The sequence below is a fragment of the Streptococcus porcinus genome (assembly GCF_900475415.1).
GTDB lineage: Bacteria > Bacillota > Bacilli > Lactobacillales > Streptococcaceae > Streptococcus > Streptococcus porcinus.
Window position 1 is genome coordinate 906,968 of sequence record NZ_LS483388.1, and the last position, 21,506, is coordinate 928,473.

Sequence of the window (21,506 nt, forward strand, 5' to 3'; positions counted from 1 at the left end):
AAGTTCTTTTTAGTTTGAATGTATTTTTCTGAAAATTAAAAAACATTAGAAGATGGTTGCTTTTCATGAAAATTACGATACAATATATAAAAGCAGAAATGAGGATATGATATGACACTTGATATAGATTGGAACAATCTAGGATTTGAATACCATAAGTTACCTTACCGTTATATTTCTTATTTTAAAGATGGACAATGGGATCAGGGACGACTTACCGAAGATGCTACTTTACATCTATCCGAAGCAGCACCAGCTTTACACTATGGGCAACAAGCTTTTGAAGGTTTAAAAGCTTATAGGACAAAAGATGGTTCTATTCAGCTCTTTCGTCCTGATTGCAATGCTGCTCGTTTACAAGCAACAGCAGAGCGTTTGTTAATGCCACAAGTATCAACAGAACAATTTATTGATGCGGTTAAGCAAGTGGTTAAAGCGAACCAAGAGTATGTTCCTCCTTATGGTACAGGAGCAAGTTTATATCTTCGTCCTTTATTAATTGGGGTTGGAGATGTTATTGGTGTCAAACCAGCTGATGAGTATATCTTTACTATTTTTGCGATGCCAGTGGGAGCCTATTTTAAAGGTGGCTTAATGCCAACAAATTTTATTGTTTCTGAAGAGTATGATCGTGCTGCTCCATTTGGAACAGGAGCAGCAAAGGTCGGAGGCAATTATGCCGGATCGCTTTTACCAGGAAAAGTTGCAAAAGCTAGTGGCTTTTCTGATGTGATTTATTTAGATCCGGCCACTCATACTAAAATTGAAGAAGTTGGCGCTGCTAATTTCTTTGGTATCACCGCTAATAATGAGTTTATTACTCCTTTAAGTCCATCAATCCTACCGTCTATTACTAAATATTCTCTTCTCGAATTAGCTGAAAAGAGACTAGGGATGACAGTTATTGAAGGAGATGTTCCAATTGATAATTTGGATAAATTTGTAGAAGCTGGTGCTTGTGGAACAGCTGCCGTTATCTCACCAATTGGTGGTATCCAGTACCGTAACCATCTACATGTTTTTTACAGTGAGACAGAGGTTGGACCGGTGACCCGACGTTTATATGACGAATTAGTAGGCATTCAGATTGGTGATATTGAAGCCCCAGAGGGTTGGATTGTAAAAGTTGATTAAATCCAAAGCTTGCTCTTGCAAGCTTTTTTCTTTTTGTGTAAAATGGATGAAGCGAGGTATAGAATGAGTAAAAAAGATAAAAAAATTGAAATTCAAATTGTTGATCACAAGGTTTCACTTGAAAATACCCTAGTAAATGGTTATCAATTACTAAACGGGAAACGTGTTGTGGGTGAAATTGCAGAGCTTGATGAAAGATTCATTGTTGTTAATAACGGTAGTGCAGAAAGCTTCTTTAAAACCTTGGAACAAGCGGTTGAAAGTATCATTGAAAACTACAATTTGAATCACTAAAAGTGGGTAAAAACACTTGCGTGAGCAATAAAACTATGGTAGAATAGTTTTTGTTGTTATGGAAAGATAGCGAAGAGGCTAAACGCGGCGGACTGTAAATCCGCTCCTTCGGGTTCGGGGGTTCGAATCCCTCTCTTTCCATTTCTATTTGGGGTATAGCCAAGCGGTAAGGCAAGGGACTTTGACTCCCTCATGCGTTGGTTCGAATCCAGCTACCCCAGTCAGAGGTATCAGATAGATTCTGAGACCGTCAAAGATAAGAGTTGTTGTCGTTGCGGGTTACCTTGAGAAAATATATTGTTATCAAAAGCAAGCATAGCTTGCTTTTGTTGGAGGATTTTTTAGAATGAATGAATTTGAAGATTTGCTAAACAGTGTTAGCGAAGTAAACCCTGGTGATGTAGTCACTGCGGAAGTTTTAACAGTTGATAACGGTCAAGCAAACGTTGTTATTGATGGTACTGGTGTAGAAGGTGTTTTGACACTTCGCGAATTGACTAATGATCGTGATGCCGATATCAATGATTTTGTTAAAGCTGGCGACACAGTTGAAGTGCTTGTTCTTCGTCAAGTTGTAGGTAAAGATACTGATACAGTTACTTTCCTAGTATCTAAAAAACGTTTAGAAGCTCGCAAAGCATGGGACAAACTTATTGGTCGTGAAGGTGAAGTAGTTACTGTTAAAGGTACTCGCGCTGTTAAAGGTGGTCTTTCAGTTGAATTTGAAGGTTTACGTGGATTTATTCCTGCTTCAATGATTGATACTCGTTTTGTACGCAACACTGAAAAATTTGTAGGTCAAGAATTTGACGCAAAAATTAAAGAAGTTGATGCTGCTGAAAACCGTTTTATCTTATCACGTCGTGAAGTCATTGAAGAAGCTTCTGCAGCAGCTCGCGAAGAAGTATTTTCGAAACTTTCTGAAGGTTCAGTTGTGACTGGTACTGTTGCTCGTTTAACTAGCTTTGGTGCTTTCATTGATCTTGGTGGTGTTGATGGACTTGTTCACGTTACTGAGTTATCTCATGAACGTAATGTTTCACCTAAATCAGTTGTAAGTGTTGGTGAAGAAGTTGAAGTTAAAGTTCTGTCAATTGACGAAGAAGCTGGTCGTGTATCACTTTCACTTAAAGCAACTACCCCTGGACCATGGGATGGTGTTGAACAAAAACTCGCTCAAGGTGATGTTGTTGAAGGTAAAGTAAAACGTCTTACTGACTTCGGTGCTTTCGTGGAAGTTTTACCTGGAATTGATGGACTTGTTCATATTTCACAAATCTCACACAAACGTGTTGAAAATCCAAAAGATGTACTTTCTGTAGGTCAAGAAGTTACTGTTAAGGTTCTTGAAGTAAATGCAGCTGATGAACGTGTATCACTTTCAATCAAAGCTCTTGAAGAACGCCCAGCACAAGCTGAAGGTGACAACAATAACAACAACAATAACAGTGAAAAACGCCAATCACGTCCACGTCGTCCAAAACGTGAAGCTAAACGTGACTATGAATTACCAGAAACTCAAACTGGTTTCTCAATGGCTGATTTATTCGGTGATATTGAATTATAATAAAGTGTAAAAGCTAAGATTTTCTTAGCTTTTTTTCTAATCAAAATTTATGATTTCTATTTCGAAAATTTTATTTTTGTGGTATACTATTATGGTATTACCACCTTTAGTGTAATGGATATCACGTAAGATTCCGGTTCTTGAGATGGGAGTTCGATTCTCTCAAGGTGGATTTAAACCACGTTGAAAAGCCTATTAAATTAGGCTTTTTTTGTTTTTTGTCCTAAATTTGACCTAAATAAATTGTTTATTTGATTTACGGATTCTATTTCCTGTTGTTTAAATAGATGTGAGTAAACTGTCAAAGTTGTATTTGGATTTGTATGACCAATCAACTTAGAGACCTGAACTACATTGATGTTATTTTTTATAAGATATGATACATAAGTATGCCTTAATGAATGCATGTGAACGTTTCGCCCTACAAGCTTCTTAAGTGTCTTATTTACAGCTGTATTAGATAACTCTACAAATACCCTATCTTTAATTTCAAAGCGCTTGACATACTCTGAGAGAAGCGATAGAGTCCTATCATCAATAGGTACAATACGCATTGATGATTTATTTTTAGTTGGGCCATATCCACGCTTTGGACCATACACTTTAAATGTCTTGTTTATGTTAATAGTTGAATTTTCAAAATTGATATCATTGACAGTCAATCCCATCGCCTCACTAAATCTAAGACCAGTTACTGCTACTAGATATATAAAAAAGTGGGAGCGGTATTTTATAGTTGAAGTAGTTTCCAACAAATCAAAATATTCGTCAATTTGAAGTATATCTTTTTCTTCATCTTTTTCATTTTGAGCTATTTTTGTAAAAGTTGTAAAATCTTTTTGAACAATATTTTCGTGCATTGCAACTTTTAAGCATTGACGGATATGAGTGTTAAACATTTTAACCGTTCTCCAAGAGTAATCCTCTAAGAATTGATTGATCGCTGATTGATATTGAGAAACTGATATATTTTTTATTTTTGCATCTCTGAAATATATTCTGATTTTGCTAAGGGTGTATTCGTATTTTTTCCAAGTTACTAAAGATACATTATTCTTTTTATAAGTGTTTGACCATATTTTGAAATAATCGTATAGAGTGGAATTAATGTCTCCAGTTATTCCTTTGCTAATCCTTAATTTTTCTTCGCTTGCTTTTATCTCAGCTTCTCGTTTAGTTCTAAAACCACCTCCAGTTTTTTGTTTGTAGTTACCATTACTGTCTTTATAAGAGATTCGAAATTCCCATCCGTTTGACCTCTTTCTGATACTAGCCATTGATTTTACCTTTCAATTTTGCTAAAATAGAGTACAAGAAAAGACATCCCTTTTCTTTGATATCACTAACCTCACTTCATGCTTGCCGGCGGGAGTGGGGTTTTTATTTTTATTGAAGATCTAAAGCTACAACGTATTTTTCGTTATCAAAGTTGATCAATGGGTGCACTTCCAACTCGATTTTATCGGTACCTTTTATCCCGAATCCTTGGACAGCATTTTCGTAACTACGACCGGCTGATATAGTATCCATCGTTGTTGTTATTGGATATGTTGACATCTTGTTGCTTCCGACATAAGTATTTATATCGCCACCCACAACATAATCCTTGTCAGAATTATTAACAACATTATAAGTTACTTTCAACACTTTATCTGGATTTGTATCATCAAATTCATTTCTTTCATCTGTAAATTCTGCATTTGTAATTGTAATTTCGACGCCGTCTTTAAATGTTAGTTTATCACCTATTTTGTATTTTTTATTATTTTTTTCAGCGTTTGATTTTGAGGTCTTGTTTCCAGAGCTTGATTGCATTGTCTTATTATTTGTACTTGACTTATTGCTACTGTCACTACCAGAACACGCTACAAGCATAGTTGCACTTAGTGTAATTAATCCTAAAGCAAATAATCTTTTCATAATATATTTCTCCCTGTCAGCTTTTAGTGTGATTCAGACTTTGCACATGTTTATTAAATTAAATTTTTAAACTCTTCAATGACCATCGCTTCGTTAGCTATGGTTTTTAATCTATACGTTTCCATAAAACGACAGATGTTAAAATCTTCGATATTGTCAAGCGTAGGTAAATATTCTTTTAGCAAATGATGGATCATGTTGCGGTCAGACATCTGTTCATATTTTTCACGCATTCGTTCATAATTTTGTAACAAATGATTTTGATGCTCAGATTCGTGATATAAAACCTTCTTTTTATCAATATCATCAAGATATGCATCCATGATAATAACATTCGCTTGATGTATATAAAAACCTTTATTGTCTATCTCACGACCGTCAATAAATAACACTTCTGGTGTCATAGGCTTATTCCTTATCTCTATTTTTCATTCTAGCTTCTAATACAGAAGTTATTAAATCTAAATCTTCGTCATTTAATTGATGACCGTCAAATGCCATTGCTGATGAGGCGACATGGCGGAGGTCTATAGTGTGTTCAGTGTTTTTAGAAATTGGTGTTACACCTATCAAATATTCTGGAGATATGTTTAATGCTTTAGCAAAAACATCAGCTCTATCTAGTGGAAACTTTCTCTTTTTAGTAAAGTACATAGATACACTCGATTTTGACATTTTTACTCGTCTTGCTAACTCACTAATAGAAATATTTTTATCTTTTGATACTTCTTCTATTAGTTGTATTATCTCGTCATTTGTTCTCATGATTTTACCTTTCTTCTATTAACTGCTATAATTATAACACTGTTCTCTAAAAGATACAAGCGTTCCTTCAAAAAAACTTTTTTATTTTTTTTAGAAAAAAGTGTTGACAAAAAAGAACGGTGTGTTATACTTAAATTGTTCCTTAAAGAGAACGATTATTTAATTTAACGAACGAAAGGAGATAATATGGCAGTAGATTATTTACGTGTAAAAGCTGAGCGTGTTGCTAAAGGGTTTACGCAAGACTATATGGCAAAGCAACTTGGCTGGTCAGATAGAGCACGTTACGCAAAGCGCGAAAATGGATTTGTTTCTTTTGACGCAGACGAATTAGCTAAAGTTGCTGAAATTTTAGGTATTTCAAAAGATGATATCGGTATTTTTTTTAAATACAACGTTCACTAAAAAGAACGATTAAAAGGAGAAAACATGGAACTAACAATCACACAAAGTCTGACTTTATTACCAATCGTAATTTTCGTGCTGGTTAAACTTTTAAATTCAGACTACAACGCAACGATCGAGATTGAGGAAGTTGAAGTGAGAGAGCAACGAAATTCAAACTATGGTCGAGTTATCCAAACGATGGCAGAAATACACTAAAACGCAAAAAAGTCCGATTGCAGTCGGACTCAAACTAAAATTTATTTACTTAATTATAACATGAAAGGATATGGCTATCAATGGATAAATTAGCTGACGAATGGATAAAGACAGTAACTGAACGCTTATTCAAGAACTTATTTAAAACTTTAAAAGTTTTTGATGTTGAAAATGTAATGCCTTTAATGCTTACGAGAGGTCAATTAAACACTTTCATTGGCCTGAATCCAACAAGGATAAATGAACTAATTGACATGAAAGATTTTCCGATTGTTAGGGTTCCGGGTAAGCAAGATAGGTATCCAAGAGATGCAGTTAAAAAATGGATTGACGAGAACTGGGAGAGAATAGAAAAATGAAAAAATTATTTAACTTAATCTTTGCAAAAGAAGAGGTAAAACAACATCAACCACACGACACGAAGCGGGCTTCATCAGAAAAACAGTGGGCTAAATTTGACGCTTATATGCGAAGTAGGATTTCAGAGGGGAAGTAGATGAAAGAATTTATTAACAGTCAAATTGATTTGTATGAAACAATTTTAAATTGTGTTGCTGAAAAATGGCCAAAGATGGAAGAAAATAAAAAAATCAAAATAGTTAATGCTATTTATCAAAGTTGGTCTCTTACAGATATTAATAGCACCCTTGAAGCAATAGAAATGGATGTAGATAGATATGAGAATTTATGTAAACAAAAAAGGTAAACCGTCCGTTGAATTTGAGTTTGAAGATCGGCGCGGTGTCATGTTTGATACAAGATTAATGTTAAAAGAATCACCACTCAAAGAAGAGTTTAAAGTTGATATGTACAAAGCTATTGATGGTGTTTTAAAAAAATATGAAGACATTTTCGATACTCCTCTTTTTGAAGAATTAATAATCGGGAAAGAAGAAGATATTAGAAAAATGATTGATTACGATGACAAATTCACTGAACTTTTTGGAGGGATTAGACATTGAAGATAACTAAAGCACAAGATTTAAAACGGACAAACAATTGGAGAATTCTTATCTATGGTAAAGCTGGACTTGGCAAGACATCGCTAATTAAACAATTAAAAGGTAACACTTTGGTATTGTCATTGGATAACTCCCATAAAGTATTAGAGGGCATTCCAAATGTTGATGTTAGAACAATTGACAATGACGGCGCAATTTCGTTCGATAGGGAACATCCGTCAGACGATATCAATATTTTCCTTAAAGAAGTTGATGAAGTGTTAGATCAATACGATAACTTAGTCATTGATAATGTATCAAGCTTACAATCAGACTGGTTTATCGAACAAGGTCGCAAGTCTAAAAATGGAATTAGTAACGAGTTACAACATTATAACCAATGGACTAATTACTTCCTGAGAGTATTAACAACTATCTATTTAAAACCAATAAATATTTACGTAACGGCATGGGAAGATACACATGAGTTAAATTTGGAAACAGGACAAATTATTACGCAATACGTTCCGCAGATTAGGGGGTCTGTATTAAATCAATTGCTGGGGTTGACAGATATTGTCGGTCGTATCTTAGTAAATGCAAAAACAGGTTCTCGCGGATTGATTCTTGAAGGTAGCGAAGGCACTTATGCTAAGAATAGATTAGATGATAGAACCGCTTGTAAAATTGAAGATTTGTTTAACTTCGAAGGGAGTGATGCGTAACGGTATACCAATTACACGACTACCAGGCTGAACTTATAAACGAAGCGAGAAAGCATATTTTAAACAATAACGTGATGATTGTCAGCCCTCCCGGAAGTGGCAAATCAGTTGTCATATCTGACATTGCGAAGTCAGCAACTAAGAAAAACGGACACGTTTTATTCTTAGTGCATCGCAAGGAATTAATAGACCAAATCACAAACAGCTTTAAATTCCATGAGGTCGATATGGATAAAGTCGATTTACTAACAGTTGGCAAAGCAAAAAATCGACTGGATAAATTAACCAAGCCTACACTGATTATCACAGACGAGGGGCATCACGGTAAGGCAAGTACTTACCAAGTTATCTATGATTATTTTAAAGACGTTCCAAGATTAGGTTTTACTGCAACACCTTGGAGGCTATCGGGTGACGGTTTCACAGACACCTACGATGTTATGGTTCTTGGCAAGACTGTTGAGTGGTTAATCGATAACAACAAACTAGCACCATATGATTATTACAGTGTATTATCAATCGACACTTCGAAACTAAAAGTGCAAAACGGAGATTACTCTAATAAATCGATTGATGAATCATTTGGTAAAAAGATTTTTGGTGATGTCGTCCAAGAATATATCAAAAAGGCCAACGGTCAGAAAGCTATCTTATATGCTCACTCTGTGGAAGCGTCAGAGGCATTTGCTAAAGAATTCCAATCTATTGGTATCAATGCAATACATGCAGACGCAAAAACACCTAAGGCTGAACGTGACAAAATCATGCAAGATTTTCGTGACGGAAAAATACAAGTCGTTTGTAATGTTGACTTGATATCAGAGGGGTTCGATGTTCCTGACTGTGCTGTAACCATACTATGCAGACCGACTAAATCACTTGTTTTATTTCTTCAACAATCCATGCGATCAATGAGATATCAACCTAATAAAAAGGCGATTATACTTGACCACGTTGGAAATTGGAACGTGCATGGCTTACCAGACGCACCGCACGATTGGGAAAGCTATTTTATTGGTGGTTGGAAAAAGAAGTCAAATAAAACTAATACGGTACACGCAAAAGAATGCCCTGAGTGTTCAGCGCTATGGCCACTCAATCAACCACTTTGTGATTTATGCGGACACGACTTTAACTTGAAAGAAAAGCAAGAGAAAGAACGCATAGAGGCAGAACTTGAACTCATAAAACGTGAGCAGTTTAGAATCAAACAACTTGCTAAGAAGAAGTTTGGTAAAGATTTAAAAACAAACTGGGAAATTGCCCAAGCTAGAGTTAAAGACGCTGGTAAAGGCAAACCATTATACAAACTGATTTATTTCTACTTAAAAACTGATTGGGTAGAAACGAATATCAAACAACTTGCTGAAGTAACTGGCAAGTCAGAAAAAGAAATATATAGCGCCTACAATTGGCTAGAAAAGAAATTAAGAGGATAAAAAAATGGCAGGATTTACAACAGATTTTTCAGAAGTTAAAGAACACGCAGAATTCAAAGAACAACCATACGAAATGATTGTCTTTGATGCATACGAAGCAGTAAACGAACGCAACAATAAAAAGCGTGTCGTTATCGATTACGTTGTCCGAAATGACATCAAACAAGAAATGCAAAACTTCCATTTATGGGATGAGCAATATCCTAATTCCCAAACTGGGAAATATCACATTGGCATCTTAATGGGTAAAGCAAAAGCGCTAGGTATCAAAGAGGGTCAACACTACGATAGCTTTGAGGCATTCTTAAATGACTTCAAAGGACGTACTGCAAAAGTTACCGTAAAACTTGAGGAGTATAACGGAAATAGATATCCGAAAGTACGTTACTTAAACCCAAGTGAAGTGCCAAATTCACAACACGTTTGGAAAGAAAAAACAACTGGATTTACACAAGCGGAGATTAAAGACGACGATCTTCCGTTCTAATAAGATTGGGGGATAAATGACATCAAATGAATTTATAGAGGCTTTATCAAAACTGACAACCGAAACAGATTGGGGAGACCCAATCTTCGGTGAATCAGTACTTAAAGCTGAATTGAGAAAACACTTATTTAAAATTGTTCCAATCGACCATAACGGTTATGTTCACAAACTGTTCTATTCAGAGTTGGTTAAAGATGAAGATGTCATGTATTTCGTATCTGACGGACGCAAGACTTATCGATTTTTGTTCGGAGAAACAAAACTTAAGACGGATAAGCAAGGTAGCGAATACCTAACCTACACAGTCGAAAACAACTTCCCACCATTCGCGAAACTGGTTATCGATTACATACTTGGTGCTTACACATTCTTTGAGAATAAACTCTACGATGTGAGGTATAAGCAATTCAAACTGATTGACGATTTTACACTCCAAACAAAATACGGTTTCAAAGATTCAGGTCATATTTTAGAAATACTACAAGGTATTCATAAAACGCTGGATATCAAACCAATAAATTATATCGAACCATATCAGATTGCCTGCAAGGATTTTATAATTGACCTTGAGGACTCGGAAATATTAGAGCAAACACCTATGCAAAATGTTTCTTACTTTAAATACTACGACGTAGATTATCAAACAGCAATTGCAAGTAAAGCAACCGCAAATCAATTTTTAGAGTATGTTATCGCAGATGAAAATTCACTTAACAACGCAATGCTTCAAGCTTATTTCATAGCGCAGGTATCATGCGGTATTCGTGCAAAAACGAATTTCTTTATCTCAAAATCAGGGGTACGAACTGGGAAGGGGTTACGGCATATCGCATTATCAGGATTATTTAATAAAATCGATGTTGAATTAGACACTCTTAAAAGTAATGGTTTCGAGGCACTGCAAGCTTGGGCGATGTTTTCAGGTGGCGAAATGGCACTTGCAACAGAGCAAGGGGACATTCAAGGCAACGCAATGGAACGTGTATTAAAAATCATTGCGACTGAGAAAACACACGTTGCACGAGCAATCGGTCAGAATCAGTCAATGGTTACGTTGTCATCTGTACTGTGTGTCGACACAAATAGAACAGTAGCACTATCCGATGAAATGAATGGACGAAAAGTGTTAATTCAATTTAAAGATAGACCGAAAAAAGAAACTGATTACGAGCGCGAACAGATATTTAGGCCTTACTGGCAAGCTTTCACTGATCGTGACAAGAATCCCAAAATTGATGGTTGTATCGGTTTCCTATTAAACTCACTTGAGTATTTTCAAAAAACCGGTAAGTGGTATCAATGGAAAGATGTTGAAGTATTCAATGATATTGATTTAGATGAATTTCAAATCGCACTTATCAACTCATTACAAGAAGTCGATTTTGTACAACGGACTGATAATAAGGAAGTTATTGACTTATCATTGCAGGTGTACGGAAAAAATAGCAATGCATTAAGTAAAGCAATTTCTGAGATTGGTGTACGAAGTAAATCTAAAAGAGTGAACGGACGAACAGTTAGAGGATATGAAGTCGAAAATAAAACACGTTTCGATAAATATGTCATCTAAAAGTTACGGGGTGTAACGCGGTTGTTACGGGGTTTTTGGAAAAGGTCGTAACGCACTTGAACCTTAGAGCGCCAACGGTTTTCAGAGTTAAAAATCTAAAAGTTACGGGGTTACAACCAAATAGTCTAATTAATGATTGATTAATTATTGATTATATATAGAGTGGGGTAGGTCGAAACGACGTAACGGCGTTACAAATAGCTATAAACATTATTATATCAACGATTATAGGAGTTACGGGGTATGTATCACACTACAGCACTTTCGTTCTTAAAGAAAGGATATCAGGTAATACCACTTAGTAAGAAGACTGGTAGACCAATTATTCCATTTAAAGATAGAGAAATGACGAAAGAAATTATCGAATCAATTAATTGGTTTAACTGTGATTACGCATTGTTAATGCGTGGGATGTGGTGTATAGACATTGACACGCACGAGATGGACGAACAGTTATCTAGTGAATTGCTAACAATGATAAAAACTTTAGGGGTCGATTTATTAACAGTACTTACTACTGATCAATACGGAAATGGTTTAGATGGTTATTCGTCAATTATTCGAAGTGAGCATAAATTTGAATTGATAAAAAATTTCAAAAACACTTTCGTGGAAGTCACTAAAAGTGGTGGTATGCATATTTTATTTAAAAAACGTGATGGCATAAACTACTCACAAAAGATTGGTGTAATGCCTGGTGTTGATATAAAAGCCAATGACAATAACTATGTGAAGATATTTCCATCTGATGGACGTGAAGTATTACAAGCTGTTAAAAACTTACCTTACTACGATGGAAAATTTGAAGAAGATATTTTTAAGTCAAAACAAGAAAGTATCATTACGTACTTCGGTGGTTCGATTGTTAAACCGAAAACAACGGGTTACCACGAAGGAAGAGAAGCTTATGAGAGAGTGGCTTCTGGAACATCATATAACAGGAATGATGATTTATTTAAAGGTGCATGCTGGGCGTTTGAAAATGGTATCGATATTGACGATTTAACATCAATCATTGGAACAGTAAAAGGTAGAGATGTATTTACACGAGAGGAGTTTGAACTAACTATTGAATCAGCAAGACGAAAAGTTAACTACGTCACTTTCTGAACATGATATCCAAAACCTTATCAGAATGGAATTATCCAAATCAGGCCATACAGTGTTTCGAATAAACGTCGGTAAAGTCAAGATGCAAAATGGGCGTTGGTTCGAAACAGGTGTACCTAAAGGGTATTGTGATTTATCAGGATTTCGAAAAGGTGACGCAAAAGCATTCTTTATTGAAGTAAAAAATGAAAAAGGTCGATTACGACCTGAACAGAAAAAATTTATAGAAAATATGCAAAAACGAGGCGCTTTAGCTGGAGTTGCTAGGTCTGTTGAAGACGCATTGGAGATAATAAATGACACTAACAGATAAATTTTATAGTAAATTTGAAGATAATTCAAAAGCTTTTTGCAGAGAGGTATTTAAAGATATCAATAGTGAAGAGTTTAGACGTATCTATGTAACTATTGTTGCAAATAAACGAGCTGGTATTTTGCCTAGACCGTCGTCATTAATTTATTTTAAAAATTATTACGAGCCTGACGAATTTGAAAAAATGATGATTAAATCGCTTGAACAAAGGGATTTTAAAGCAGAAGAAGACATAACTGCTCTCGAAGAATTTAAAGCAGTTAAAAAAGGTTTGACTAGAAAGGAATACAGAGCGCTGATCAGAAAACAAGTGCATGAAAAAGCATTGTCGCTCTTAGGATTATAAATGAAAAGACATAAAGCAAATTATTTAGACATAAAATACACAGCTAAGTCATACGATAACTTATTACCAAACGATGTGTTAGATCGTTTAATAGAGTATATGACTGCAAATAAAATAAGTATTGATGATATGTCAGAGCGTTTAAAAATGGAAGAAAAGTTAGTCGAGAAATTTTGGTTGCGAATTAAGATACCGACAGAATTTCAAGCAGAGTTGATTATGAAAGAGGTGGAGAATGATTAAGTTGACAAGAGAAGAAGATAAAGCGTTACGTGTGTTTGGAGGAATTGAAGATACAGTTATAAAGACAGATTTAATAAATTGGTTATTTACAGGAGATGGACTATTAAGTAAAACTTTTGTTACTGCTGAATCTAAACTTAAAGCTATCCAAGCTATCCTTGACGGCGAATGGGAAGTTGAAGAGCCGTTGTATTATGTGAAGTTAGTTGATAGTGAATTTGGTTATTTAAACATTACGCCAGAAAGTGACTTTACTGTTACCAGTAAAGAAGAAGTACTAGGTCACAAAACCAAATTCACCCGAGCGGAGGCTATTGCTATTGACCCACGCTATGAGCAATTTTTGGAGGAAGTGAGATGATACCTAAATTTAGAGTATACGATTTAGAAAATTGCGAAATGTGGGTAGCTAATGACTATGAAGATTTATCAGAGCTATTCATGGCATTAGATACAGATAACAGTATGTTTAGTGATCCAATGCAATCAACAGGTCTGTTTGATAAAAACGCTTTAGAAATTTTTGAGGGTGATGTGGTAAATGCTTTTGATTATGACTCTGATGATGGGAAGATATATAAAACTACTGATTTAACAGGCGTTATAACGTATCACAAAAACGCATTTTGTATTCAAAGTGGAAAAATTTTAATAGATTTGTGGGTACACGCCGAAGGAATCGAAATCATCGGAAACATATACCAAAACAGTGACTTACTAGAAAGCGTGGAAGAATGAGCGTAAATGATATTACAAATGTTGAATTACTTATAAATGATTATCTAAAAATAGCCAAAGCTTTAGTGTATAAGCCTGATTTTCCTTTGTATTCTAAAGAAGAACAACAGTGGAATAGAGAAAACCCACACTGTAACATGACCAGATTACGCAGATTAGGAAAAGAAATCAGAATTAAAATGCAAGAGGTGGAAGAATGAAAAACATTGAAATTAAAACACCACAAGATTTTCTTGATGCAACTGTGATGGACCTTTTAATTTATTTGAGAAACGACAACTCAACAGAGTGTACTGCTGAATTAACTGACAACGGTTCAGGTAGGAAGTTAGTAGTTACGCTGTCTTATAAAGAGGTAGAAGAATGAAGAGGTATGAGTTTAAAGCATTACACGTAAAAATCTTTATTGTTATGTACAGCCTGATTTTAACAGTTTTGGGCTATACGATTGCTGATAATTACTATCAGCCTCAAATAGAGGGTTTGCAAAAACAACTCACACGCACACAGTATCAGTTACGCAAAGCGAGAGAGCAAAATGTGGAGCAGACTGCGAGGATTGCGGAATTGACGAATAACGGAGGATAACATGAAGTTTTTAGAAATTGACGGAAGATATATAAATATCGATAAGATAATTTCTGTTAACAGTGGGTTCTGCTTAGATGGAACAAAATTTACAACCATAAAATGTGAAAATCAAGAATATTTTGATACTGAAATACCTATTGAAAATATTCTTGCTAGGCTTGCAGAACTTACAGGAAATGGGGGATAAAATATGGATTGGAAACATGCGTATTTAGCACCAAATAAAAACGGATTTTTACAATGGCATGGAGATATGCCTGAGTATGACAAGGAACTAGTAATTTATACAAATGGATACTTTTTTATTGATACTTTTATTTTTGAAGATGACGGTCATGCTGAATTAGAAGAAAATTTTTCAGCGGATGATTTCTACTGGTGTGAACTTGAAAAACCTGATACTGGAAATGGGGGATAGATGAAAGTAAAAGATCTACATAAAGTGCTAGCAAAAGTTGACCCAGAGCTCGAAGTTTGGATAAACGAAAAAGACGAAGGAGTTTTAACTAAAGCTAAAAACGTAATGACTTGGAACAAGCATCCTAATAAGTTTTTTATCAATGCAGAAACATATCCAGATTAAAAGAGGTAGCAAATGAAGATATTAACTGAGTTTAAAATGGAAATTATTGAGTATAATCAACACTTTCCTAATTCCATAACAGCTAATAAAACTGAAGTTGTTGTAATAGCTGATAGTCTTCAATCAGCTATTGACAGAGCGTTTAAACTTACACCTAAAAACACAGGTATGATGATGATTATGTTATGAAAGCTAAAGTTATATCACTTAGAGATATTTTAATAGATAGTGAGGAAGTAAATGAAGATTGAAGATATTGAGCGAATAGTTAACGAATATTTTATGTTCAGAGCTAACAGAAGTGGCGATGCAGTAATTAATATCGAAAATTTCTTAGATCATATTCGTTTTTCGTATGAGCGACTAAATAGCGATGATAATCATAATCATTTTTATAAATTGGTAATTGACAAATCAGGCTATAGGATTGAATGCAATAAATGCCATGAAGTTTCTTTGGAGGTAATTACAAATGAAGATTGAAGAAGCAAAAATTCGATTTGAAGAAATCGAAACATATACACATGGTTTTTATGATGATGTGTTGATCAAAAAACGTGATGCGAAAGTATTACTAGACCAAATCGAACTAGACCAACCAAAACCAGTAGTGCCGAAGTTTGTGGCTGATTGGATAGAAGATCACAAAGGAGATTATAGTAAGTGGGATGAAGAGGCTAGAGCTGATTTTGTTTTTAGGGCTATCAATGACCTGTTCAGGTTTGGAGAAGATCTTTATTCTTGGGATTTTACTATTGATGAAAAAATTTCTGAGTGGACGACTAAAAATGCTTATGAATTTATTACTGCAATTTTGTTCGGCTACACAGTCGAGAAAGAGAAGCTCTACACTGTTGAGATACCTAATCCGAATCGTATAGGAAATGAAGCTAACGTTCTTATGATGAATAGTTTTAAACAAGTTGTCATAGTAAAAAAATTCGGAGAAGATTGGAAAAAAGAAAAAGGTTATCAACTAACAGAGGAAGAAATCCGCAAAGATTTTGATTGGGCGTGGCAACAAGGATTTATGAAAGAGGTGACGGAATGACAGAGCCGTCTGTATTAAAGGTAGTTTTAAGGAATTTGGCATTGAGAACGACATTAGCTATTATCTTGAAGCAACACTTACTGAATAGATTTCAGTTGAAAGTTATAAGTAATTGGTATTGTACTGATGGACAAAATTTTGGATTAAAAAAGAAAGCCCAGATTCATCAGTCGTACATCAACGGAAACAGAAAAGATTCAATTATTCTGTGGGAAATGTTAAACAACCATTATCTAACCATATTTGGTCTCAATACTTACTATCCCATTCCCAAAAAAGAGTTAGATAAATTGGTGGAATCAGTCGATGGTAATTTGAAAAAAATAAACTTGAATCAATTGCTTGATGACTGGAATAAAAAAACAAAAACAGATGATATTACTGCTCGTATTCAATATGAGGGTATTCTGGAAATTGTAGACGAATTAAAGAAACCAAAAAATATGTACATGGACTGAAATAAAAAACGAATGGTCAGTCTTAATCATTTGATAGTTGAGGAGTTTGCAATCTTTACAGAAAAAATATCTGAAGCATTTAAACTCACACGCAAAGAAGCGGAACATTTTCCACAGTTTAAGTGGGTTAGCTTAGAGGAGTTGAAATGATTAAAAAATATAGGTCCCTAGGTTTAGAAAAACTAAATAAGTATATTAAAAGAAATGGTATTAAAAGAGAAGATATTATTATACTCAAAAACGATGTTTCTTCTATAAGCCATGATTGGTACACACTTACATACTGGGAGGATATTAAATGAACGAACTAATTAAACCGCTAGCAAAGGTTTTAGATATATCGGCTAGTGAACTAGAGAGAATAGTAAGCAGTCTGAATGTGAATGCACCACAGATTTATGAGCGGTTGTTGATTGAATATAAATGGTGGAAAGTGTTAGATATTATTTCTTCGACTTCGGCAGTTGTTGCATTTGTAGCAATGCTTATATTCGGAATATTAACACTATTCATCTGTGTAGAGGGAACAAAATGGGTAGACGATGCATTAAAAATAGTTTGCAAATGGTCTGGGATTATTTTTGTAGCTTCCGGTTTGGTTACAATAATTTGTGTTTCGCTATCAGTAATTCTAGCACCACATATTGATTTAATTATGCAACTTAAATAACCAACAACGGTATCACGAGCGTTCGATTCGCTCGGTTGGTATTAACCGAAAATAAAAAAAGAAAAGAGGTATCTCCTTACATCAATACAAATCTAAAGCTGCTTATCGGTTAGCAGTGATTATCCAAGGTTATAAACCTGACAAAATAAAAAAGAAATGAGGTATCTTAACTACTCTGATAAGACAAAAAAAGAGCCCTGCAAAAGGCCCTTTTGGTAAAACTATCTATCATCATTATACCATAAGGAGACTTGATTGTGGGGAAAAATCAGACACCAAAAGCAAACAGATTTATAAATGATTTAAAGGCCATTCCTAAGCTCATAGAGAGCCTTGAACGCGACTCGAATATAATGAACCGCTCATTAATAAAAAGCCCACAGTGGAACGATATGAGCGTTTCTGGAGGCGTTAGAAAAACTCAAGAGGATAAAAATATTGATGCTATTGTTAAGACTGATTATTATAGCAAACAAATAGAGGAGTTGAAACGCAAAAAAGAAAATATGATTAACATAATTATACAGAATACAGGATTGTGTGAAAGTCATGTGTTAATCAAAACAATTGAAAGTGAAGATAGCTATCAGGCTATGGAGAAACTTGATATAGGTAACAGAAATAAGTATTTTAAAATATTAAATGATGGCAAAAAAAGTCTAGAATTGATACTTTAAAATATTATATTTATACAAAATAATACGCATAAATACTTATTTGTATGCTATTATAGTATTATCAAAATAGCAAGAAGAGATAAATATTTTGTCAATGGACTGTTTATTAGTCGCCAATTTTAACTACGATCAAACTTGTTATTTTGATATGTGAGATAAGCAGGTTCGAATCCTGCTATCTCAATTAGGGAACATAGAGTAGTGATTGGAAAGGTACTAGAGTTGGCCACTCTTGGCACATTAGATGTCACTTTGTCGGTTCGATTCCGACTGTTCCTATAACTCATCTACCGAGTGTAGAAAGAGATTGAGTAAGCGGTGCTAATCTACTGTATCGCTTATGGTTTTGAGAGACGCTTGACGTCGTTAGTCACCACAATTGGTGGCTTTTTATTATGGAGGTAAATGAAATGACCCCCCCTACATCAAATTTAAGGGCGGACAAAAAAGGTACCCACCGGGTTGCATTTGACAGAAATAAGAGAAAGCTACTCAAGACAGTAAACGTCTGCGGGATTTGTGGTAAGCCAGTTGATAAGTCGCTTAAGTACCCTCATCCTTTAAGTCCAGCAATAGATCATATCGTTCCCATTGCAAAAGGCGGACATCCATCATCAATGGATAACTTACAGCTAACACATTGGCAATGCAATCGGCAGAAGTCTGATAAGCTCTACTCTGATGTCAAACAACAAGACCAAAAGACAGTTGGCAATAGAAATCTTCCTCAAAGCCGAGACTGGTCGTCATACGCATCTAAATAATAAATATGATGATTTATATCAAGAAAAACAAAAGTTGCTTAGAATTGATTTTAGGGGGCATATAGACCCAGCCGACTTGGTGGCCGAGCTTCACGCCGTCACTGTACATTTTTTCACACGTTAGCATTTGGAAAGGGGAGTAAATGAAAAAGATATGCGTTATATGTCAAAAAGAGTTTGTGCCAGAGACAAACAGAAGTATTTACTGTTCGGAAGAATGCAGAAAACAAGGGCGGTTGAAGACTCAGCGTGAATTAATGAAGAAGAAACGCCAACCAAAAAATGTTGAAAAAACAGACTCTCAAAATGCTAACCTAGACAGCGGAAATAGACCAAAGAAAAAGAGAAACTTGTTACAGCACTACCAGAAACTAAAAAAGGATTTGCTAGCAAATGAAGAGCAGTTCGGTTTCAAGGGTCTTTATTTAGTTGAGGGAATCGATATACACGAAGAAAACTTTGAGCAATTAATCATAGAAAAGATTAAGGAGAGAAAATGAACTATATGGGGATGGGCTACCTTCAAAGGAAGCTTAGCATTTATAAACGGGGCGTCGAGAAGCGTTACAGATATTATTCGATGGACGACATAGATAACACAAGAAGCATTGTTACTCCTGACTCTGTCAAGCAGATGTACCGTTCTGTTTTGGAGTGGACCGCTAAAGGTGTTGATTCTTTAGCTGACCGCATTATTTTTAGGGAGTTTGAAAATGATGGCTTCAATGCATCGGAAATATTCCAAGCAAATAACCCTGATATTTTCTTTGATACTGCGATTCAATCCGCCTTAATCGCATCGTGTTGCTTTGTTTACATTATGCCCGGTGAAAATGGTGAACTCCCTAAATTGCAAGTTATCGAAGCTAGTAAGGCGACTGGTATTTTAGACCCGACAACATATTTATTAACAGAAGGCTATGCAGTCTTAGAAGTTGACCAAAACGATAATCCGATACTGGAAGCTTACTTCACTAAAGAATACACAATCTATTATCCAAAAGGTGCTGACTCATTTTTCATCGAAAATCCGACGGGACAGCCTTTATTGGTTCCAATCATTCACAGACCAGATGCTAAGCGCCCTTTTGGTCGTAGTCGCATTACTCAAGCCGGAATGTACCATCAAAAGGCAGCTAAACGCACATTGGAACGTGCTGAGGTTACAGCTGAGTTTTACTCATTCCCTCAAAAATACATACTTGGTCTTGATCCTGAGGCAGATGTCTTGGAAACGTGGAAAGCTACAGTATCTACAATGTTAGCGTTTGACAAAGATGAGGACGGAGATAGTCCAAGTGTTGGTCAATTTACAACTGCAAGCATGGCTCCATTCATGGACCATTTGAAGATGTATGCTTCACTATTCGCTGGCGGTTCTGGTCTAACATTAGATGATCTCGGTTTCCCTTCAGATAACCCGTCATCAGTTGAAGCAATTAAAGCAGCACATGAAAACTTAAGGGCAGCAGGGCGAAAGGCTCAGCGCTCTTTTTCTTCGGGATTCTTAAACGTGGCCTATGTCGCTGTTTGTTTGAGAGATAATTTCCCATATAGCAGGAATCAGTTTATGAATACAGTTATCAAGTGGGAGCCATTGTTTGAAGCAGATGCTGCTATGATGTCATTGATTGGAGATGGTGCTATTAAAATTAATCAAGCTGTTCCAGGTTTTATTGATAAAAACGTCATTTATGACTGGACCGGAATAAAAGGATCTGACGACGATGAACATTTATTGATAGGTGGTGTTGATAATGGTTGAGGATATCGTACCAAGTTTACTGCAAAAAATAAAAAAAGAGTTTAATGCTAAGTATGCATCAAGTCCAAAGATTAAAGAGTTACTAAAAAACAAAACATCTCAAAACTCTTATTTATTTGCAAAAGAGGTTGGGCAGATTCTAGCTAACGTTTTCGAAAGTAATTTAACGATGAATGTATTACCTGATGGAAAGATGTATTTTAACATCGCTGAGCGTATATTGTTTGACACATTAGGTACTAATCATAAGTTAGTGACGCAATACGCAAGTCAAATGCAATCGGCGTTGAACAAAGAAGCAAAGATAGGTCTCAAACCGAGGGAACCCTCTCTTAACAAAGATAAAATAAAAGGAATTGTTAATCGTGTCTCGTACGAAGAAAACTACGATGATATCAAGTGGATAATGAAGGACCCAATCGTCAACTTTACTCAGTCAGTAGTTGACGATTTTATAATGGAGAATGTTAATTTTCACGGAAAATCAGGACTAAAGCCACAGATAAAAAGATATGTCGTCGGGAAGTGTTGCGATTGGTGCGAACAAAAAGCTGGAACTTATTCTTACCCGGTAGACAAAAGCCTTTACGCAAGACACGAAAATTGTGATTGTATAGTGGAATATCATCCTAAAGATGGAAGAGGTATCCAAAATTCTTATACAAAACAATGGAGATAGTTATAAATAAAAAGGAGCGTGATCCGTTTATCTCCCAGCGACAGGGTTATCATGCAATACGATTGGAAGGAAT

39 protein-coding genes, 3 tRNA genes and 1 pseudogene are annotated in these 21,506 nt (G+C 35.3%); 39 read left to right on the top strand and 4 right to left on the bottom strand.

All coding sequences use genetic code 11. The annotated features are described in order from the left end of the window. Positions 1–111: 111 nt before the first annotated feature. From DQM45_RS04505 to DQM45_RS04530, 6 genes are all read left to right on the top strand, one after another. Positions 112–1,134, top strand: coding sequence for a branched-chain amino acid aminotransferase (locus DQM45_RS04505; RefSeq protein ID WP_003086102.1), 1,023 nt, complete (start codon positions 112–114; stop codon positions 1,132–1,134). A gap of 63 nt (positions 1,135–1,197) precedes the next feature. Beyond that, on the top strand, positions 1,198–1,428 hold the full coding sequence (locus DQM45_RS04510) for a DUF2969 domain-containing protein (RefSeq protein ID WP_003083541.1): 231 nt from the start codon (positions 1,198–1,200) through the stop codon (positions 1,426–1,428). 60 nt (positions 1,429–1,488) lie between these two features. After that, positions 1,489–1,569 (top strand) — tRNA-Tyr (locus DQM45_RS04515). An 8-nt stretch (positions 1,570–1,577) separates the two neighbouring features. Beyond that, a tRNA-Gln gene (locus DQM45_RS04520) sits at positions 1,578–1,649 on the top strand. A gap of 125 nt (positions 1,650–1,774) precedes the next feature. Continuing rightward, positions 1,775–2,995, top strand: coding sequence for a 30S ribosomal protein S1 (rpsA, locus tag DQM45_RS04525; RefSeq protein WP_003086014.1), 1,221 nt, complete (start codon positions 1,775–1,777; stop codon positions 2,993–2,995). Between the two features lie 100 nt (positions 2,996–3,095). Beyond that, positions 3,096–3,167, top strand: a tRNA-Arg gene (locus tag DQM45_RS04530). Positions 3,168–3,195: 28 nt separating this feature from the next. On the opposite strand, the gene DQM45_RS04535 is transcribed toward DQM45_RS04530, so the two are convergent. From DQM45_RS04535 to DQM45_RS04550, 4 genes are all read right to left on the bottom strand, one after another. Beyond that, positions 3,196–4,272 carry a tyrosine-type recombinase/integrase gene (locus tag DQM45_RS04535; RefSeq protein WP_003083425.1) on the bottom strand — a complete coding sequence of 359 codons (1,077 nt, stop codon included), beginning with the start codon at positions 4,270–4,272 and terminating at the stop codon, positions 3,196–3,198. Between the two features lie 109 nt (positions 4,273–4,381). Then, positions 4,382–4,915, bottom strand: coding sequence for a hypothetical protein (locus DQM45_RS04540; protein WP_003084506.1), 534 nt, complete (start codon positions 4,913–4,915; stop codon positions 4,382–4,384). A 53-nt stretch (positions 4,916–4,968) separates the two neighbouring features. After that, a complete protein-coding gene (locus DQM45_RS04545; protein ID WP_003082950.1) occupies positions 4,969–5,319 on the bottom strand; it encodes a hypothetical protein in 351 nt (116 codons plus the stop codon). A gap of 4 nt (positions 5,320–5,323) precedes the next feature. Beyond that, the gene (locus tag DQM45_RS04550) at positions 5,324–5,680 is read right to left on the bottom strand and encodes a helix-turn-helix domain-containing protein (protein WP_003084989.1); all 357 of its coding nucleotides are present in this window, start codon (positions 5,678–5,680) and stop codon (positions 5,324–5,326) included. A 186-nt stretch (positions 5,681–5,866) separates the two neighbouring features. Between DQM45_RS04550 and DQM45_RS04555 the strand changes: the two genes are divergently transcribed. The 33 genes and pseudogenes from DQM45_RS04555 (at position 5,867) to DQM45_RS04685 (ending at position 21,433) form a co-directional block, all read left to right on the top strand. Then, positions 5,867–6,085, top strand: a complete 219-nt coding sequence (locus DQM45_RS04555; RefSeq protein ID WP_003083278.1) for a helix-turn-helix domain-containing protein — start codon at positions 5,867–5,869, stop codon at positions 6,083–6,085. Positions 6,086–6,109: 24 nt separating this feature from the next. Beyond that, on the top strand, positions 6,110–6,283 hold the full coding sequence (locus DQM45_RS10120; RefSeq protein ID WP_003083667.1) for a hypothetical protein: 174 nt from the start codon (positions 6,110–6,112) through the stop codon (positions 6,281–6,283). Between the two features lie 80 nt (positions 6,284–6,363). Beyond that, on the top strand, positions 6,364–6,642 hold the full coding sequence (locus DQM45_RS04560) for a hypothetical protein (RefSeq protein WP_003084851.1): 279 nt from the start codon (positions 6,364–6,366) through the stop codon (positions 6,640–6,642). Beyond that, positions 6,639–6,779, top strand: a complete 141-nt coding sequence (locus DQM45_RS10275) for a hypothetical protein (RefSeq protein ID WP_003084156.1) — start codon at positions 6,639–6,641, stop codon at positions 6,777–6,779. Before DQM45_RS04560 ends, DQM45_RS10275 begins: the two co-directional genes overlap by 4 nt. Further along, positions 6,780–6,989: a hypothetical protein gene (locus DQM45_RS04565; RefSeq protein ID WP_003082790.1), complete on the top strand. Its 210-nt coding sequence runs from the start codon at positions 6,780–6,782 to the stop codon at positions 6,987–6,989. Next, on the top strand, positions 6,961–7,245 hold the full coding sequence (locus DQM45_RS04570; RefSeq protein ID WP_003082709.1) for a hypothetical protein: 285 nt from the start codon (positions 6,961–6,963) through the stop codon (positions 7,243–7,245). Before DQM45_RS04565 ends, DQM45_RS04570 begins: the two co-directional genes overlap by 29 nt. Continuing rightward, the gene (locus DQM45_RS04575; protein ID WP_003084362.1) at positions 7,242–7,949 is read left to right on the top strand and encodes an AAA family ATPase; all 708 of its coding nucleotides are present in this window, start codon (positions 7,242–7,244) and stop codon (positions 7,947–7,949) included. The genes DQM45_RS04570 and DQM45_RS04575 overlap by 4 nt, the downstream gene beginning before the upstream one ends. Positions 7,950–7,954: 5 nt before the next feature. Beyond that, positions 7,955–9,388: pseudogene (locus tag DQM45_RS04580) on the top strand (DEAD/DEAH box helicase); the annotation flags it as partial. Positions 9,389–9,392: 4 nt separating this feature from the next. After that, positions 9,393–9,875: a DUF669 domain-containing protein gene (locus DQM45_RS04585; RefSeq protein ID WP_003085195.1), complete on the top strand. Its 483-nt coding sequence runs from the start codon at positions 9,393–9,395 to the stop codon at positions 9,873–9,875. Between the two features lie 16 nt (positions 9,876–9,891). After that, positions 9,892–11,445, top strand: coding sequence for a hypothetical protein (locus DQM45_RS04590; protein ID WP_003083485.1), 1,554 nt, complete (start codon positions 9,892–9,894; stop codon positions 11,443–11,445). 243 nt (positions 11,446–11,688) lie between these two features. Then, the gene (locus DQM45_RS04595) at positions 11,689–12,555 is read left to right on the top strand and encodes a bifunctional DNA primase/polymerase (RefSeq protein ID WP_003085452.1); all 867 of its coding nucleotides are present in this window, start codon (positions 11,689–11,691) and stop codon (positions 12,553–12,555) included. Then, positions 12,515–12,868, top strand: coding sequence for a VRR-NUC domain-containing protein (locus tag DQM45_RS04600; protein WP_003083980.1), 354 nt, complete (start codon positions 12,515–12,517; stop codon positions 12,866–12,868). Before DQM45_RS04595 ends, DQM45_RS04600 begins: the two co-directional genes overlap by 41 nt. Then, complete coding sequence (locus DQM45_RS04605; RefSeq protein WP_003084638.1) at positions 12,852–13,214, top strand: hypothetical protein; 363 nt, start codon at positions 12,852–12,854, stop codon at positions 13,212–13,214. Before DQM45_RS04600 ends, DQM45_RS04605 begins: the two co-directional genes overlap by 17 nt. After that, the gene (locus tag DQM45_RS04610) at positions 13,215–13,457 is read left to right on the top strand and encodes a hypothetical protein (RefSeq protein ID WP_003085034.1); all 243 of its coding nucleotides are present in this window, start codon (positions 13,215–13,217) and stop codon (positions 13,455–13,457) included. Further along, positions 13,450–13,818: a hypothetical protein gene (locus DQM45_RS10180; RefSeq protein ID WP_039984513.1), complete on the top strand. Its 369-nt coding sequence runs from the start codon at positions 13,450–13,452 to the stop codon at positions 13,816–13,818. Before DQM45_RS04610 ends, DQM45_RS10180 begins: the two co-directional genes overlap by 8 nt. Further along, positions 13,815–14,195 (top strand): YopX family protein, encoded by a 381-nt coding sequence (locus DQM45_RS04620; RefSeq protein WP_003083845.1) that lies wholly within the window; start codon positions 13,815–13,817, stop codon positions 14,193–14,195. The genes DQM45_RS10180 and DQM45_RS04620 overlap by 4 nt, the downstream gene beginning before the upstream one ends. Next, complete coding sequence (locus DQM45_RS04625) at positions 14,192–14,395, top strand: hypothetical protein (protein WP_003085509.1); 204 nt, start codon at positions 14,192–14,194, stop codon at positions 14,393–14,395. The genes DQM45_RS04620 and DQM45_RS04625 overlap by 4 nt, the downstream gene beginning before the upstream one ends. After that, complete coding sequence (locus DQM45_RS10125) at positions 14,392–14,562, top strand: hypothetical protein (RefSeq protein WP_003085614.1); 171 nt, start codon at positions 14,392–14,394, stop codon at positions 14,560–14,562. Before DQM45_RS04625 ends, DQM45_RS10125 begins: the two co-directional genes overlap by 4 nt. Next, complete coding sequence (locus tag DQM45_RS04630; protein WP_003083501.1) at positions 14,559–14,783, top strand: hypothetical protein; 225 nt, start codon at positions 14,559–14,561, stop codon at positions 14,781–14,783. Before DQM45_RS10125 ends, DQM45_RS04630 begins: the two co-directional genes overlap by 4 nt. A 1-nt stretch (position 14,784) precedes the next feature. Further along, the gene (locus DQM45_RS04635) at positions 14,785–14,973 is read left to right on the top strand and encodes a hypothetical protein (RefSeq protein WP_003083413.1); all 189 of its coding nucleotides are present in this window, start codon (positions 14,785–14,787) and stop codon (positions 14,971–14,973) included. A gap of 3 nt (positions 14,974–14,976) precedes the next feature. Next, positions 14,977–15,204, top strand: coding sequence for a hypothetical protein (locus DQM45_RS04640; RefSeq protein WP_003084791.1), 228 nt, complete (start codon positions 14,977–14,979; stop codon positions 15,202–15,204). Continuing rightward, on the top strand, positions 15,205–15,369 hold the full coding sequence (locus DQM45_RS10130; protein WP_003084556.1) for a hypothetical protein: 165 nt from the start codon (positions 15,205–15,207) through the stop codon (positions 15,367–15,369). A 12-nt stretch (positions 15,370–15,381) separates the two neighbouring features. Then, the gene (locus tag DQM45_RS10135) at positions 15,382–15,558 is read left to right on the top strand and encodes a hypothetical protein (protein ID WP_003082837.1); all 177 of its coding nucleotides are present in this window, start codon (positions 15,382–15,384) and stop codon (positions 15,556–15,558) included. 51 nt (positions 15,559–15,609) lie between these two features. After that, complete coding sequence (locus DQM45_RS04645) at positions 15,610–15,852, top strand: hypothetical protein (RefSeq protein ID WP_039984515.1); 243 nt, start codon at positions 15,610–15,612, stop codon at positions 15,850–15,852. Next, a complete protein-coding gene (locus tag DQM45_RS04650) occupies positions 15,842–16,420 on the top strand; it encodes a DUF1642 domain-containing protein (RefSeq protein WP_003084905.1) in 579 nt (192 codons plus the stop codon). The genes DQM45_RS04645 and DQM45_RS04650 overlap by 11 nt, the downstream gene beginning before the upstream one ends. Further along, the gene (locus DQM45_RS10140) at positions 16,417–16,878 is read left to right on the top strand and encodes a hypothetical protein (RefSeq protein ID WP_039984518.1); all 462 of its coding nucleotides are present in this window, start codon (positions 16,417–16,419) and stop codon (positions 16,876–16,878) included. The genes DQM45_RS04650 and DQM45_RS10140 overlap by 4 nt, the downstream gene beginning before the upstream one ends. A 146-nt stretch (positions 16,879–17,024) precedes the next feature. Further along, the gene (locus DQM45_RS10145) at positions 17,025–17,180 is read left to right on the top strand and encodes a hypothetical protein (protein WP_003083626.1); all 156 of its coding nucleotides are present in this window, start codon (positions 17,025–17,027) and stop codon (positions 17,178–17,180) included. After that, complete coding sequence (locus DQM45_RS04660; RefSeq protein WP_003085855.1) at positions 17,177–17,548, top strand: hypothetical protein; 372 nt, start codon at positions 17,177–17,179, stop codon at positions 17,546–17,548. The genes DQM45_RS10145 and DQM45_RS04660 overlap by 4 nt, the downstream gene beginning before the upstream one ends. A gap of 257 nt (positions 17,549–17,805) precedes the next feature. After that, a complete protein-coding gene (locus tag DQM45_RS04665) occupies positions 17,806–18,225 on the top strand; it encodes a DUF1492 domain-containing protein (RefSeq protein ID WP_003084147.1) in 420 nt (139 codons plus the stop codon). Between the two features lie 410 nt (positions 18,226–18,635). Further along, positions 18,636–18,989, top strand: a complete 354-nt coding sequence (locus DQM45_RS04670) for an HNH endonuclease signature motif containing protein (protein ID WP_003084109.1) — start codon at positions 18,636–18,638, stop codon at positions 18,987–18,989. 143 nt (positions 18,990–19,132) lie between these two features. Continuing rightward, complete coding sequence (locus DQM45_RS04675) at positions 19,133–19,489, top strand: hypothetical protein (RefSeq protein ID WP_039984519.1); 357 nt, start codon at positions 19,133–19,135, stop codon at positions 19,487–19,489. Continuing rightward, entirely contained in the window at positions 19,486–20,754 is a 1,269-nt protein-coding gene (locus tag DQM45_RS04680) for a phage portal protein (RefSeq protein WP_003084869.1), read from the top strand. The genes DQM45_RS04675 and DQM45_RS04680 overlap by 4 nt, the downstream gene beginning before the upstream one ends. Then, positions 20,747–21,433 carry a hypothetical protein gene (locus DQM45_RS04685; protein WP_003082637.1) on the top strand — a complete coding sequence of 229 codons (687 nt, stop codon included), beginning with the start codon at positions 20,747–20,749 and terminating at the stop codon, positions 21,431–21,433. Before DQM45_RS04680 ends, DQM45_RS04685 begins: the two co-directional genes overlap by 8 nt. Positions 21,434–21,506: the final 73 nt, after the last annotated feature.

What these genes read in the sequence shown, in the direction of transcription:
- DQM45_RS04625 (WP_003085509.1), top strand. Translation starts at nt 14,192, where the DNA reads ATGAGCGTAAATGATATTACAAATGTTGAATTACTTATAAATGATTAT.
- DQM45_RS04505 (WP_003086102.1), top strand. Translation starts at nt 112, where the DNA reads ATGACACTTGATATAGATTGGAACAATCTAGGATTTGAATACCATAAG.
- DQM45_RS04645 (WP_039984515.1), top strand. Translation starts at nt 15,610, where the DNA reads ATGAAGATTGAAGATATTGAGCGAATAGTTAACGAATATTTTATGTTC.
- DQM45_RS10140 (WP_039984518.1), top strand. Translation starts at nt 16,417, where the DNA reads ATGACAGAGCCGTCTGTATTAAAGGTAGTTTTAAGGAATTTGGCATTG.
- DQM45_RS04545 (WP_003082950.1), bottom strand. Translation starts at nt 5,319, where the DNA reads ATGACACCAGAAGTGTTATTTATTGACGGTCGTGAGATAGACAATAAA.
- DQM45_RS04595 (WP_003085452.1), top strand. Translation starts at nt 11,689, where the DNA reads ATGTATCACACTACAGCACTTTCGTTCTTAAAGAAAGGATATCAGGTA.
- DQM45_RS04620 (WP_003083845.1), top strand. Translation starts at nt 13,815, where the DNA reads ATGATACCTAAATTTAGAGTATACGATTTAGAAAATTGCGAAATGTGG.
- DQM45_RS04680 (WP_003084869.1), top strand. Translation starts at nt 19,486, where the DNA reads ATGAACTATATGGGGATGGGCTACCTTCAAAGGAAGCTTAGCATTTAT.
- DQM45_RS04650 (WP_003084905.1), top strand. Translation starts at nt 15,842, where the DNA reads ATGAAGATTGAAGAAGCAAAAATTCGATTTGAAGAAATCGAAACATAT.
- DQM45_RS04685 (WP_003082637.1), top strand. Translation starts at nt 20,747, where the DNA reads ATGGTTGAGGATATCGTACCAAGTTTACTGCAAAAAATAAAAAAAGAG.
- DQM45_RS04550 (WP_003084989.1), bottom strand. Translation starts at nt 5,680, where the DNA reads ATGAGAACAAATGACGAGATAATACAACTAATAGAAGAAGTATCAAAA.
- DQM45_RS04555 (WP_003083278.1), top strand. Translation starts at nt 5,867, where the DNA reads ATGGCAGTAGATTATTTACGTGTAAAAGCTGAGCGTGTTGCTAAAGGG.
- DQM45_RS04670 (WP_003084109.1), top strand. Translation starts at nt 18,636, where the DNA reads ATGACCCCCCCTACATCAAATTTAAGGGCGGACAAAAAAGGTACCCAC.
- DQM45_RS04660 (WP_003085855.1), top strand. Translation starts at nt 17,177, where the DNA reads ATGAACGAACTAATTAAACCGCTAGCAAAGGTTTTAGATATATCGGCT.
- DQM45_RS10145 (WP_003083626.1), top strand. Translation starts at nt 17,025, where the DNA reads ATGATTAAAAAATATAGGTCCCTAGGTTTAGAAAAACTAAATAAGTAT.
- DQM45_RS10180 (WP_039984513.1), top strand. Translation starts at nt 13,450, where the DNA reads ATGATTAAGTTGACAAGAGAAGAAGATAAAGCGTTACGTGTGTTTGGA.
- DQM45_RS10125 (WP_003085614.1), top strand. Translation starts at nt 14,392, where the DNA reads ATGAAAAACATTGAAATTAAAACACCACAAGATTTTCTTGATGCAACT.
- DQM45_RS04560 (WP_003084851.1), top strand. Translation starts at nt 6,364, where the DNA reads ATGGATAAATTAGCTGACGAATGGATAAAGACAGTAACTGAACGCTTA.
- DQM45_RS04675 (WP_039984519.1), top strand. Translation starts at nt 19,133, where the DNA reads ATGAAAAAGATATGCGTTATATGTCAAAAAGAGTTTGTGCCAGAGACA.
- DQM45_RS10275 (WP_003084156.1), top strand. Translation starts at nt 6,639, where the DNA reads ATGAAAAAATTATTTAACTTAATCTTTGCAAAAGAAGAGGTAAAACAA.
- DQM45_RS10120 (WP_003083667.1), top strand. Translation starts at nt 6,110, where the DNA reads ATGGAACTAACAATCACACAAAGTCTGACTTTATTACCAATCGTAATT.
- DQM45_RS04540 (WP_003084506.1), bottom strand. Translation starts at nt 4,915, where the DNA reads ATGAAAAGATTATTTGCTTTAGGATTAATTACACTAAGTGCAACTATG.
- DQM45_RS04570 (WP_003082709.1), top strand. Translation starts at nt 6,961, where the DNA reads ATGAGAATTTATGTAAACAAAAAAGGTAAACCGTCCGTTGAATTTGAG.
- DQM45_RS10135 (WP_003082837.1), top strand. Translation starts at nt 15,382, where the DNA reads ATGAAGATATTAACTGAGTTTAAAATGGAAATTATTGAGTATAATCAA.
- rpsA (WP_003086014.1), top strand. Translation starts at nt 1,775, where the DNA reads ATGAATGAATTTGAAGATTTGCTAAACAGTGTTAGCGAAGTAAACCCT.
- DQM45_RS04610 (WP_003085034.1), top strand. Translation starts at nt 13,215, where the DNA reads ATGAAAAGACATAAAGCAAATTATTTAGACATAAAATACACAGCTAAG.
- DQM45_RS04640 (WP_003084791.1), top strand. Translation starts at nt 14,977, where the DNA reads ATGGATTGGAAACATGCGTATTTAGCACCAAATAAAAACGGATTTTTA.
- DQM45_RS04535 (WP_003083425.1), bottom strand. Translation starts at nt 4,272, where the DNA reads ATGGCTAGTATCAGAAAGAGGTCAAACGGATGGGAATTTCGAATCTCT.
- DQM45_RS04585 (WP_003085195.1), top strand. Translation starts at nt 9,393, where the DNA reads ATGGCAGGATTTACAACAGATTTTTCAGAAGTTAAAGAACACGCAGAA.
- DQM45_RS04630 (WP_003083501.1), top strand. Translation starts at nt 14,559, where the DNA reads ATGAAGAGGTATGAGTTTAAAGCATTACACGTAAAAATCTTTATTGTT.
- DQM45_RS04510 (WP_003083541.1), top strand. Translation starts at nt 1,198, where the DNA reads ATGAGTAAAAAAGATAAAAAAATTGAAATTCAAATTGTTGATCACAAG.
- DQM45_RS10130 (WP_003084556.1), top strand. Translation starts at nt 15,205, where the DNA reads ATGAAAGTAAAAGATCTACATAAAGTGCTAGCAAAAGTTGACCCAGAG.
- DQM45_RS04605 (WP_003084638.1), top strand. Translation starts at nt 12,852, where the DNA reads ATGACACTAACAGATAAATTTTATAGTAAATTTGAAGATAATTCAAAA.
- DQM45_RS04635 (WP_003083413.1), top strand. Translation starts at nt 14,785, where the DNA reads ATGAAGTTTTTAGAAATTGACGGAAGATATATAAATATCGATAAGATA.
- DQM45_RS04565 (WP_003082790.1), top strand. Translation starts at nt 6,780, where the DNA reads ATGAAAGAATTTATTAACAGTCAAATTGATTTGTATGAAACAATTTTA.
- DQM45_RS04590 (WP_003083485.1), top strand. Translation starts at nt 9,892, where the DNA reads ATGACATCAAATGAATTTATAGAGGCTTTATCAAAACTGACAACCGAA.